At 56.0% G+C, this 11914-nt stretch carries 13 protein-coding genes; 5 read left to right on the top strand and 8 right to left on the bottom strand.

Annotated features, from left to right (window positions below):
* Positions 1-256 precede the first annotated feature (256 nt).
* From ABMV07_RS11400 to ABMV07_RS11385, 4 genes are all read right to left on the bottom strand, one after another.
* Positions 257-403 carry a hypothetical protein gene (locus ABMV07_RS11400; protein WP_374064617.1) on the bottom strand — a complete coding sequence of 49 codons (147 nt, stop codon included), beginning with the start codon at positions 401-403 and terminating at the stop codon, positions 257-259.
* A 271-nt stretch (positions 404-674) separates the two neighbouring features.
* The gene (locus ABMV07_RS11395; RefSeq protein ID WP_374064616.1) at positions 675-836 is read right to left on the bottom strand and encodes a hypothetical protein; all 162 of its coding nucleotides are present in this window, start codon (positions 834-836) and stop codon (positions 675-677) included.
* Between the two features lie 248 nt (positions 837-1084).
* Complete coding sequence (locus tag ABMV07_RS11390; protein ID WP_088267756.1) at positions 1085-2299, bottom strand: NupC/NupG family nucleoside CNT transporter; 1215 nt, start codon at positions 2297-2299, stop codon at positions 1085-1087.
* A 3-nt stretch (positions 2300-2302) separates the two neighbouring features.
* Entirely contained in the window at positions 2303-2725 is a 423-nt protein-coding gene (locus ABMV07_RS11385; RefSeq protein WP_088267757.1) for a cytidine deaminase, read from the bottom strand.
* A gap of 208 nt (positions 2726-2933) precedes the next feature.
* On the opposite strand from ABMV07_RS11385, the gene ABMV07_RS11380 reads away from it, so the two are divergent.
* On the top strand, positions 2934-4217 hold the full coding sequence (locus ABMV07_RS11380) for a thymidine phosphorylase (RefSeq protein ID WP_088267758.1): 1284 nt from the start codon (positions 2934-2936) through the stop codon (positions 4215-4217).
* 15 nt (positions 4218-4232) lie between these two features.
* On the opposite strand, the gene ABMV07_RS11375 is transcribed toward ABMV07_RS11380, so the two are convergent.
* Both ABMV07_RS11375 and ABMV07_RS11370 read right to left on the bottom strand, forming a co-directional pair.
* Positions 4233-5027: an alpha/beta hydrolase gene (locus ABMV07_RS11375; protein ID WP_374064615.1), complete on the bottom strand. Its 795-nt coding sequence runs from the start codon at positions 5025-5027 to the stop codon at positions 4233-4235.
* A gap of 107 nt (positions 5028-5134) precedes the next feature.
* The gene (locus ABMV07_RS11370) at positions 5135-5773 is read right to left on the bottom strand and encodes a Pr6Pr family membrane protein (protein WP_196977127.1); all 639 of its coding nucleotides are present in this window, start codon (positions 5771-5773) and stop codon (positions 5135-5137) included.
* 35 nt (positions 5774-5808) lie between these two features.
* On the opposite strand from ABMV07_RS11370, the gene ABMV07_RS11365 reads away from it, so the two are divergent.
* Positions 5809-6264 carry a DIP1984 family protein gene (locus tag ABMV07_RS11365; protein ID WP_088267761.1) on the top strand — a complete coding sequence of 152 codons (456 nt, stop codon included), beginning with the start codon at positions 5809-5811 and terminating at the stop codon, positions 6262-6264.
* Positions 6265-6445: 181 nt separating this feature from the next.
* Here ABMV07_RS11365 and ABMV07_RS11360 read toward each other — a convergent pair whose 3' ends face one another.
* Complete coding sequence (locus ABMV07_RS11360; protein ID WP_133119749.1) at positions 6446-6658, bottom strand: hypothetical protein; 213 nt, start codon at positions 6656-6658, stop codon at positions 6446-6448.
* A gap of 54 nt (positions 6659-6712) precedes the next feature.
* Here ABMV07_RS11360 and ABMV07_RS11355 point away from each other — a divergent pair, with 54 nt between their 5' ends.
* From ABMV07_RS11355 to ABMV07_RS11345, 3 genes are all read left to right on the top strand, one after another.
* Positions 6713-9346: an ATP-dependent Clp protease ATP-binding subunit gene (locus ABMV07_RS11355; RefSeq protein ID WP_197689715.1), complete on the top strand. Its 2634-nt coding sequence runs from the start codon at positions 6713-6715 to the stop codon at positions 9344-9346.
* A gap of 30 nt (positions 9347-9376) precedes the next feature.
* Positions 9377-9547 (top strand): DUF4236 domain-containing protein, encoded by a 171-nt coding sequence (locus tag ABMV07_RS11350; protein ID WP_088267763.1) that lies wholly within the window; start codon positions 9377-9379, stop codon positions 9545-9547.
* Positions 9548-9677: 130 nt separating this feature from the next.
* Positions 9678-10931: a threonine/serine exporter ThrE family protein gene (locus ABMV07_RS11345; protein ID WP_162841397.1), complete on the top strand. Its 1254-nt coding sequence runs from the start codon at positions 9678-9680 to the stop codon at positions 10929-10931.
* Here the strand turns inward: ABMV07_RS11345 and ABMV07_RS11340 are convergent.
* Positions 10928-11815, bottom strand: coding sequence for an A/G-specific adenine glycosylase (locus ABMV07_RS11340; RefSeq protein ID WP_197692635.1), 888 nt, complete (start codon positions 11813-11815; stop codon positions 10928-10930). The genes ABMV07_RS11345 and ABMV07_RS11340 overlap by 4 nt on opposite strands.
* Positions 11816-11914: the final 99 nt, after the last annotated feature.

Here is an 11914-nt window from a genome sequence, read left to right as displayed (position 1 = left end):
AGTGCATTGATTAGTTCGCCGGGGGTTCGGGCGTGGCACTACGCGGAGTAGGACGTTTTCCACAACCATGACTTGGCTGGGCTTGGCTGGCGTTGGTGGGCGTTGGTGGGCGTTGGTGGGCGCGCCACCCCCACTCACCCCCGAAAAAGACGGCACTTCACACCAAATCCGCCCAAACGACCGGTTTTCTTGCGATTTGGTGTGAAGTGCCGAGAAAAATCCTTCGAAATACCCCCGTTTAGTAGCTCTTCCGGTTTTAGAGTGCACTGATTATGTGTCGCATGTTGACGGCGTAGATCAGGCACCACAAAATGTAGCGGTCGAAGTAGACGAGGATGTCCTTACAGCACTTGTTCATGGTCCTACCCAACTGCACGATCTCAGCGATCCTAGCGTCTTTCATACCAATCAAGCGTGTCAATGAGCATGCTCATGGCTTTGTTGGCTGCTTGCTTGTTGGTAGTAGTTCCAGGTCTGTTGTAGCGGCGCGTAGTCGTCGTCGAAGTCAAACAGTTTTTCAAGCCTCCTACGGGGCTTGTCACCGGCTAGGCGTACAACGTGGAATAGGTCTATGACTTAGGTGGTGTTGAAAATGACTTCGCCAGCGGCGGTGGCATAGCCTTGGAAGCCGTCCATACTGGTGATTTTGACCTGATTACGAAACTTCGCTTTGATTATTCAGCCATGTTCGCAAACGCGTCAGCGTTTCTTCCTGGGACAACGTCAAAAAGCCAGGCGGGGCGGATGACGTGGTCGCGCAATACTCCAGGCTGCCCGCACGTGGGGCATTCATTGATGGACTCGACGGGCTCGGCTTCAATAACGGTAACTATCACTGTGTTCTACGGTGCGGCAGATGGTATCGACGATGACATTTCCGTTGGGCTGCACGGTAGGTTCTTGGTTTTGGATGGATGGTTTAGACACCCTTATTCCTACAAAGCCAAGGGTCCTAGTATCTTGTGCCATGCCCGAACCCCCGGCGAGCTAATCAATGCATTCTAAAACCGGAAGAGCCCGCTAAAAGCACTAAAGGGCGGTTCTCCTTGAGATCAAGGAGAACCGCCCTTTTAGCTATGGTTTTTTAGAAAGCTACAACACCGACGATGGCAGCGTTGAGCATGTTGGTGCAAAAGCCTGCGAACAGTGCCTTCATGCCCAAGGATGCGACCTCAGAACGACGCTCTGGGCACAGCGCACCGAAGGAGCCGATCTGGATGGCGATGGAGGAGAGGTTAGCAAAGCCCGCAAGTGCGAAGGACGTCAGCATGATGGACTTATCGCTGAGGGTATCCACGTACTCGGAGAAGGCTGTATAGCCCACGAACTCGTTGAGGATGGTCTTTTGGCCGATGAAGTTACCCACAAGGCCTGCTTCTTCCCAAGGAACACCGATGGCCCAAGCAAGTGGGGAGAAGATGACACCGAAGAGGCCTTCCAAAGACCAGTTGTCTTGGCCGAACCAGGAGCCCACGCCACCGATGATGGCGGAAAGCATAGCGATCATAGCGATGAAAGCGATGAGCAAGCAGGCGACAGCGACGGCGATGCGTCCACCGGACATAGCACCTGCGCCGATGGCGTCGATAACGTTCTTGGAGGATTCGTCGCGAGTGTTGCGAACATTCGCATCCACCTTGGATGCCTCAGTTTCAGGCATGAGGGCCTTAGCCACCATCAACGAGGCCGGTGCGTTCATAACAGATGCGGCGATCAGGTAAGGAAGTGGTGCGCCCAGCAGGGAGTAGCCCACCAGTGTGGAACCTGCAACAGAGGCGAAGCCGCCGGTCATGCAGGCGAAAAGCTCGCTTCGGGTCAGCTGTGGGATCCACGGACGGATCACCAGTGGGGCTTCAGACTGGCCGAGGAAGATCACGGTAGATGCCCACACAGACTCAACTTTGGAGGTGCCTAGGATCTTGTTCAGTGCGGTACCGATGATCTCAACGAAGAACTGCAGAATGCGCAGGTAGTACAGGGCACCGATGATGGCACCGAGGAAGATAATCACCGGTAGCACGTTCAAAGCGAACACGAAGCCGGAATCCTCGCCAAATAGGCCGCCGAAGACGAAGGATGTGCCCTCGTTGGTGAAGTTAATCAGCTTTTCCACGACGCCTGAGACGGCTTTAAGGGCGTGGAAGCCGGTTTCCCATTTAAGAACGAGGAGTGCGAAGCTAACTTGGAGTGCGAAGCCAACGCCCAAGGTGCGCCAGTTGATCTGGCGTTTAGCGTTGGAAAGGCTAATGAGAAGACCGAAGATGGCAATGATACCAATGATACCTTGTAAGCGATCCATGATTTATGTGTCCTTGAGAGCTTCGGGGCCGAAAGAATAAGGGAGGAGTTCGGCGAAAGGAAGGGAAGTGGGGTTGCCGGATTCGTCTTCGACGATCACGGTTTCGCAGTGGAATTCCCGCAGTACCTGGCGGCAGGAGCCGCATGGCCAGCATGGGGATGCTTTAAGGCCGACGATGGCGACTGCGGCGATGTGGCGTTCGTCGGCACGCATGGTGGCGGCGATCATCGTGGTAATGGCGTTGCGCTCAGCGCAGATGGTGTCGCCATAGGCGGCGTTTTCCACGTTGCAGCCGGTGAAGATCTCGCCTGCGGTGGTCAGTACTGCTGCGCCTACGGGGAAATTGCTATAAGGGGCGTATGCGTGGTGCGCCGCCTCGCGTGCCGTCGCGATGAGTTCTGCGGGGCTAGGAGAATCTGTGTTCATTAGGATGTCCTTGGAAAGGGCTTTTGTTCTCCCAACCCAAGCGGGGGAACAAATGATATTTAAACCGTTGACAATTGTTCTTCTGGTGATGATAATCAGTCACAAAGGCAATCGCAAGAGATGTGAACAACGTACAAACCTGAATGTGCGACATGTCACTTGGGCTGTTGTTTAATGGAGCATCCCCCTAACCAAAAGGAGCATTGACATGGCCGAACAATTCGACGCCGTGGACATCATTCGGACCAAGCGCGATGGTGGCGAACTCACCACCGAACAAATCAACTGGGTGATCGACGCCTACACCCGCGGAGCCATCGGCGACGAGCAAATGGCAGCACTCAACATGGCCATCTTCATTCGCGACATGAACCGCCGCGAGATCGTCGACTGGACCAAAGCCATGATTAACTCCGGCGAAACCATGGACTTTAGCGCCCTCGGCAAAAAGACCACCGACAAGCACTCCACCGGTGGTGTGGGCGACAAGCTCTCCCTGCCACTCGGCCCACTCGTGGCAAGCTACGGCCTTGCAGTGCCTATGCTCTCCGGACGCGGACTCGGCCACACCGGCGGCACCCTCGACAAGCTCGAAGCAATCCCAGGCTTTGAAGTCGACATTGATAACGACCGCATGATGAACATCCTCAAAGATGCTGGCGTTGTTATTGCCTCTGCAGGATCCGGCCTTGCACCCGCAGATAAGAAGATCTACGCGCTGCGCGACATCACCTCCACCGTCGACTGCGTCCCACTGATCGCAAGCTCCATCATGAGCAAGAAGATCGCCGCTGGTGCAGACTCCCTCATCTTGGACGTCAAGGTCGGAAGCGGTGCCTTTATGAAGGACCTCGACCACGCCCGCGAACTCGCCCGCACCATGGTTGACCTCGGCAACGACGCAGGCGTTCACACCCGCGCACTGCTCACCGACATGTCCACACCACTAGGCAAAAAGATCGGTAACTCCCTCGAAATCGAGGAAACCGTCGAGGTTCTCGCCGGCGGCGGCCCAGAAGACGTGGTCAAGCTCACCTGCGAACTGGCCCGCAACATGCTCGAAATGGCCGGAATCCACGACGCAGACGTTGAAGAACGCCTCAAGGACGGACGCGCCATGGACGTATGGAAGCGCATGGTCCGCGCACAAGGCGGCGACCCAGAAGCCCCAATGGCACGCGCAGAGCACACCCACGAAGTTGTCGCCGACCGCGACGGCTACCTCATGGAACTCGACGCCCTTGCACTCGGCGTTGGCAGCTGGCGACTCGGCGCCGGACGCGCACGAAAGGAAGACCCAGTACAGCTCACCGCCGGCATCGAAATCCACGCCGATCTGGGCCAAAAGGTTGTCAAGGGACAAAAGCTGCTCACCCTGCACACCGAAACCCCAGACAAGTTCGACCGCGCCCTCGAATCCATCATGCCTGGCATCGTGATTGGTGACGAGCAACCAGCCGAACGCCAGATCATCCTCGACCGAATCGTCTAAAAAACGCCTCGTCGATTACGCACCACAGTTGGCGTGCAGCCACTCACACAGTTCTGCACGCAGCTGTGGTGCTTCTGGTTCATTAAAAATCTCATGAAAAGCGCCGTCTACAGGGCGCATCGTGCCGCCAGCACTCGCGGCAAAATTACGCGAACCCTCAATATCGGCCAAACGATCGGCGCTGCCATGCATAACAAGCAACGGCACCGAACGATCCCATTGAGAAGCTTGCGTCAGCGCTTTCTGGCCAGCAAGTGCCATCGACGCACCGGTGAGCAGCGGGACACGGCCCGTGTAATTGCGGGGATCATTGGCATACGCAGCCACAACCTCAGGGTCGCGCGAAATGGCATCTTGCGGCAGCGCCAACACCTTCAATCGTGGCGCTATACGTGCACTACAGCGCAGCATTCGCGTGACAACGCGGGGAGTCTTAGGAAACGGCGAAAACGCCGGCCCTGACAACGCAACGGCGGAAACATTCGAGAAATCCTCCAACACGGAAAGCGCGGTAATAAGCCCGCCCATCGAATGCCCAAAAAGACACATCGTCTCTGTTCTTAAGCGACGATCCTGCTCGGCACGGTGGCGCAATGCCACATGAAAATCCACGAGCTTATCGACGTCCACACACGCCCGTGGTCCCGGTGCATAGCCGTGCCCAGGCAAATCAAAAGTAACTACATCGAAGCTGCAATTGAGAAGGCTTCGAACAAGTGTCGAATAGCGGCCCTGATGCTCCGCATATCCGTGAGTGATCAACACCGTCGATACGGGAGTCGTGGAAGTGTGATGCCAATACATCGTCATGAACAAATAGTATGGCACACAATATGCGCAGCGTAAGAGTTGAAAATGTGCCACAGCAAGGGGCGTTTCTTGGCGGGGTGGTGACCGCGAACTTTATGCTCTATTTGCTAGCTCATCACTGCTGCGGCTGCCGCATATTTTGTGCCACGTTTGATGAGTCGGATGATGCGTTCGATAAGCGCGAGGATGCTGCAGAGGACAAAGAAGCCGATGTATACGCCTATGGCGTTGCGCAGTGCGGTGCCAAGGCCCAGGTTGGTCACGTCGATAAAGAAGTATGGATACCAGCCGGTTTGTGCGCCGCGGGTAAAGGTGAGAATCGACCATATGACGGGGATTCCCAGTGCCATGATGATGGTGCGGACGTTAAAGATGGGGCGTCGATAAGCGTTAAGAAGCCAGAAGACAAAGACGGAGATCGGCATGACGGTGTGCTGAACGGGGCTGGTGAACTGCCATAAACCATGGAGCTCTTTGCTAAGGAGGGTGTTGTACACAATGCCGGTGATGGAGAGCATCGCGACGGCGTCGACGGCAAACCAGCGGGGAACGCGGCCGCCACGAAGGAGATAAATGGTGCCGATGATATTCGACCAGATGGTAAAGAACGAGAACTCCGCTATGAGTGCTTTGCGGGGAGTGTCAAAGGCGGGGAAATCTGCGAAGGGTTCCGTTGCGGTTTGAACCGCAGCCAAAATAATCGAGATGAGGCCGAGGAAGCCCAGCAGACGTGCGACAATTTTCATTGCCAAAACTATACTCGCGGTAGTATTCTGGGCAAATGTACCTAGCAGAAGCCTTGGCCCAACGCGTGGAAGCCCAGCGCCGCTACAGTGAGCTCAACCAGCGCTTACTTGACGTAGCAAAGGTGCAAGAAGGCGACCAGCCCGCCGAAAATCCGCACGAAATCCTCACAGAATTAGAAGAACTCACAAAGCGCATTAACGACCTCGTTCGCCGAATTAACCGAACCAATTCCGTCACGGAGTTCTCCGAGGGCATGACGCTTGCCGACGCCCTCTCGGTGCGGGATACCTTATTAAAAAAGCGCACGCTGTACAGCGATTTAGCAGACTATCTGACGAGCCGACACGATCGCTATTCTCGTTCGGAAATCAAATATGTGGCCACGATGGATGCCCGTGAGATCCGCAAGAAGGCCGATCTGGTAGCAAAGGAATATCGTCAACTCGACGTAGACATTCAACGGCTTAACTGGCAAACGGAACTACAGTAGCGTTTAACGTATTAAATGTCGGTAACCGTGAATCATTCCGGCCGAACGTGAAAGGCTAGCCATGCGGCCTAGAAGGCATGGACTCTAATAACAGCTGGCAGGAGTTGGTGGGCTTCTTGGGGTTCAACTCCCCAAAAAGAACAGTGTATCCACCAGTACGGTGTACAAACTCAGTACAGCATTATAGAGAACACATTATTACCGCACGTTGGGGAATGGTTATTACGGTGAGGGTGGGTTTGGGGACATTAACAATGGCGAAGTGCAGGCGTGAAGTGACGTGTTCGCTGCTGGCGTACAGGGGAGTAATAGTGCCTGTGACCTCTGTAAATAATCCCTGATGTTCGAATTTTTGCAGGGGTGGGCCGGAAAATGGGAAATCAATGTCACGCATGGGCGTTACAGTGGGTGCAACTACTTAACAAAGCCAACTTTGAAGGGTGTGAACATGTTCGAGCGGTTTACCGATCGTGCACGTCGCGTTATCGTTCTGGCACAGGAAGAAGCGCGCGGCCTCAATCATAATTACATCGGCACCGAGCATATCCTGCTCGGACTTATTCACGAGGGTGAGGGCGTGGCCGCTAAGGCGCTCGAGTCCATGGGCATCTCCCTTGAAGCGGTACGCCAAGAGGTAGAAGAAATCATCGGCCACGGCTCCGAGCCACCAGCTGGCCACATTCCTTTTACTCCACGTGCCAAGAAGGTACTTGAGCTTTCCTTGCGTGAGGGTCTGCAGATGGGACATAAGTACATCGGTACTGAGTTCCTGCTGCTCGGCCTTATCCGTGAAGGCGACGGCGTAGCCGCACAGGTTTTGGTCAAGCTCGGCGCTGACCTGCCTCGTGTACGCCAGCAGGTTATCCAGCTTCTTTCCGGCTACGAGGGCGGCGAAAGCCCAGAAAACAATAACGACGGCGAGACTGTGGGGGCTGGCACCGGCGCTGGTCGTGGTGGCCGCGGTGGTGGCGCAGGCGAGCGCTCCAACTCCTTGGTTCTGGACCAGTTTGGTCGCAACCTCACCCAGGCTGCCAAGGAAGGCAAGCTGGATCCTGTGGTGGGTCGTGAACAGGAAATTGAGCGCATCATGCAGGTGCTCTCACGTCGTACCAAGAACAACCCAGTTCTTATCGGTGAGCCAGGTGTTGGTAAGACCGCTGTTGTAGAGGGCCTCGCTCTAGACATCGTTAATGGCAAGGTGCCAGAAACGCTGAGAGACAAGCAGGTTTACTCCCTTGACCTCGGCTCCTTGGTGGCAGGTTCGCGCTACCGTGGTGACTTCGAAGAGCGCCTGAAGAAGGTTCTCAAGGAGATCAACCAGCGTGGCGACATCATCTTGTTCATCGATGAGATCCACACCCTCGTCGGTGCCGGTGCCGCAGAAGGCGCTATCGACGCTGCCAGCTTGCTCAAACCAAAACTGGCTCGTGGTGAGCTACAGACCATCGGTGCTACCACTTTGGACGAGTACCGCAAGCACATCGAAAAGGACGCCGCACTTGAGCGTCGTTTCCAGCCAGTGCAGGTTCCAGAGCCTTCCGTCGATATGACCATCGAGATCCTCAAGGGTCTACGCGACCGCTACGAGGCACACCACCGCGTCTCCATCACCGATGGGGCTCTCGCAGCAGCAGCACAGCTGTCCGATCGCTACATCAACGATCGCTTCTTGCCAGATAAGGCCGTTGACCTTATCGACGAAGCCGGCGCACGCATGCGTATCAAGCGCATGACCGCACCGGAATCCATCCGCAAGGTTGACGATCAGATCGCGGAAGTCCGTCGCGAGAAGGAAGCCGCAATCGATGCCCAAGACTTTGAAAAGGCCGCAGGCCTGCGCGACACCGAGCGCAAGTTGGGTGAGGAGCGCGCTGAGAAAGAAAAGCAGTGGCGCTCCGGCAACCTAGAAGACATCGCAGAAGTCGGCGAAGAGCAAATCGCTGAGGTGCTGGGCAACTGGACCGGTATCCCAGTGTTCAAGCTGACCGAGGAAGAGTCCTCCCGTCTGCTCCACATGGAAGACGAGTTGCACAAGCGCATCATCGGCCAAGACGATGCCGTCAAGAGTGTTTCTCGCGCCATCCGTCGTACCCGCGCTGGACTCAAGGACCCACGCCGTCCTTCCGGCTCTTTCATCTTCGCCGGCCCATCTGGTGTGGGTAAGACCGAGCTGTCCAAATCGCTGGCCAACTTCCTGTTCGGTGACGACGACGCCTTGATCCAGATCGACATGGGCGAGTTCCACGACCGCTTCACCGCGTCCCGCCTCTTCGGTGCCCCTCCAGGATATGTGGGCTACGACGAAGGTGGTCAGCTCACCGAAAAGGTCCGCCGCAAGCCATTCTCCGTCGTGCTTTTCGACGAAATCGAAAAGGCACACAAGGAGATCTATAACACCTTGCTGCAGGTCCTCGAAGAAGGTCGCCTCACCGACGGCCAAGGCCGCGTTGTGGACTTCAAGAACACCGTACTGATCTTCACCTCCAACCTGGGCACCCAAGACATTTCCAAGGCTGTGGGAATGGGCTTTAGCTCCGTTGGTGAGCACGATGCCGATGGTCAATACGACCGCATGAAGCAGAAGGTCAACGACGAGCTGAAGAAGCACTTCCGCCCTGAGTTCCTCAACCGTATCGACGAGATCGTGGTCTTCCACCAGCTCACCCAAGAGCAGATCGTCGAAATGGTGGACCTGCTCATTGGACGCGTATCCAAGGCACTTGCCCAAAAAGACATGGGCATCGAGCTCACCGAAAAGGCCAAGAACCTGCTGGCAAAGCGTGGCTTCGACCCAGTGCTGGGTGCACGACCACTGCGTCGCACCATCCAGCACGAAATCGAAGACGCACTCTCCGAAAAGATCCTGTTCGGTGAGGTCGGCGCTGGTGAGATCGTAACCGTTGACGTCGAAGGCTGGGATGGCGAATCGAAGGAAACCGACAAGGCATCCTTCACCTTCACCTCACGCGTGAAGCCACTGCCAGACGAGTTCGAAGAGACAACCCCATCCGAGGAAGCTCAAGAAGCAGTCATCAGCGCTGCTGAGACTGAGGTTCCAGAAGAAGCCAACATCGAAAACTAACAACGGTACTAACTCATCCAAGGGAGCACCATGGGAATCCAATATCGCAAGCGCAAAAAGCTGGGCAAAAACAGTTGGCTCAACCTGTCCGGCTCCGGTGCTTCCGCATCCACCAAGGTCGGTCCGGTGACCATCAACAGTCGTGGAGGCGTATGGGTGAAACTACCCGGCGGTCTAACGTTTAGGGGTCGCTGGAAGTAATCACGGCACCGCATGCGAGACCGGTCAGGCGAGTTGGTCACAAAACACATGTTTTTGTCCAACTCGCCTGACCGATTTTCATTAAGGCGTATTAGGATCGACCTACGTGACTAATGAGGATCAATTCCGAATGGGCGTAGAAGCAGATGCCGTCGTGCGACTAGGCATGCTGCTCATGGGTGCCGGAACCAGTGGCTACCGCGTCATCCGCGGTATGAAACGCGCCGCCCGAGCGTTAGGCTTCGACCGTGTCGATGCCGTCATCGGCGTCACACAGATCACCTCGACGATCCACAAAGGATCCGAGTTCCGCACGGTCGTGGCAAAATCCCAAACCCCAGCTGTCGACGCATCCAGAATCGAAGCCCTCGAAAACCTCACCCACCACATGCACCGTCGGATAACGGCAGAACAACTCAACGCAGAACTCGACACCATCGAGTTCACAGTCGTCAAACGGTGGTCCAGCATCGTATTAGCCCTCGCCGCAGCCTTCGCCTGCGCCAGCTTCGCAGTACTGAACCACTTTGACTGGCTAGAAGCCGGCATCGTGGCCGTCAGTGCCGGATGCGGCCAATACACGCGGCACCGCCTCCACAGGATGCGCATGCACCAACTAGGATGTGTTGCGGCGGCAGGCACGGTGGCGTCGTTAAGCTACTTCGCCATTACCCGAATACTGCTGCTTCTAGGCTTCGACTCCGACTACACCATGACCGCAGGGTACGTCGCCGCAGTACTGTTCCTCATCCCAGGCTTCCCCCTGTTCTCCGCGATGATCGACCTCGGCCGCTTCGATTTTGAGGCCGGTACTGCGCGACTCATGTACGCACTGACCATCATCGCCACAGCAACATTTTCCGTAGCCATGGTCAGCTGGGGGACAGGTCTTAACCCCGAACCAGTCCACGGCGACCCTCACCCCGCATGGCTATTCATCGCAGGCATCGCAAGCTTTGTGGGCATCGCAGGGTTCGCGTTCCTGTTTAATTCTTCACGACGCATGGTGCTCGTCGCCGCAGTAGTTGGCACCGCTGCCAACCTCATCCGATTACTACTCGAAGAATGCGGAGCGACCGCCTACTTCGCCGCGTTTGTCGGCGGAGTCATCATCGGGCTCGTTGGCGCAGTCGCCTCTAAGAAAGTCCGACTGCCGCGCATTACAACCACCGTTCCAGCCGCCATAATTTTGATCCCCGGCACCGCAATGTTTCGGGCCGTGTACTACCTCAACAACGGGGACATGGACCATGCACTATCCAATGCCGCAACAGCCGCAATGGTGGTGTTTTCTATCAGCGCCGGCCTCGTACTGGCCCGCCTCCTCACCGATCGTGCATGGACCTTTGGGCATCTTATTGAATTTGATAAACCATTAGCCTAGGTGGGCAAGCTAAAAAGTCCCGCCTCGTTTTGGGTAGCTAGGCCGTCGTCAAGCAAACTGAACAGCGCCCGAGAACGCTGAGCCGCATCGGGCCAAACAACGTCTATAGCCGACTGCGGGACCGGTGCCTCGGCATTTCTTAACACCGTCATAATCAAACCGCGGACCTGACGATCAGTACCCACAAACTTTTGAACCCGCTTTTTAGCCTTGGCGGTTTCCTCCTCACTCGGCATTGGACGCCCCAATGCGATCCATCGGCACTGCTGCGTTAGCGGACAACGATCACACTGCGGGGTCGTTTGGCACACCAAAGCACCAAGCTCCATCAACGTCACCGAAAACTCCGGCGCGTTATCATGCGGCAACAAGGCCTCCACTTCACGCAACTCGCGTTTCGACGCATTCCCCGCAAGGTAAATCCCCTGATATACGCGGTGATGTACTCGGCGCACATTCGTATCAACCACAGCAACCCGCTGCCCGAAAGCAAAAGCGGCCACCGCACGGGCGGTGTAATCACCGATTCCTGGCAGCGCTAAGAGGTCCTCCACATTCTGAGGGACCTCGCCGCCATGACGCTCGACAATCTGCTGAGCGCACTTGTGAAGACGAAGCGCACGACGCGGGTAACCGAGCCGATCCCACGCACGCAACACCTCATCTTTGCCCGCTTGAGCGAAATCAGCGGGGGTAGGCCAGCGTCGCATCCATTCGATCCACATAGGCTCGACTCGTGCCACTGGAGTTTGCTGGCTCATAACCTCACTGAGCAACACACCCCACGCGGAAGTCTGTGGGGTACGCCACACTATGCTACGAGCGTTTTTGCGATACCACTCGGTCAAAATCTGCGGGATATTTTCTGAATTATTAGCGTTCATAAAAGCTCATCTATGTGGGTGCGAGGCTTCAGTGTAACTGGGCACAGCATGCAATCCGAAACCCCCCACGTTGCATGACAATTGGATAAAAAACAAGCA

The organism is Corynebacterium belfantii, assembly GCF_041898185.1.
Lineage (GTDB): Bacteria > Actinomycetota > Actinomycetes > Mycobacteriales > Mycobacteriaceae > Corynebacterium > Corynebacterium belfantii.
The sequence above is the reverse complement of the archived record's forward strand: the minus strand, read 5'-3'. Positions and strand labels throughout refer to the sequence as shown.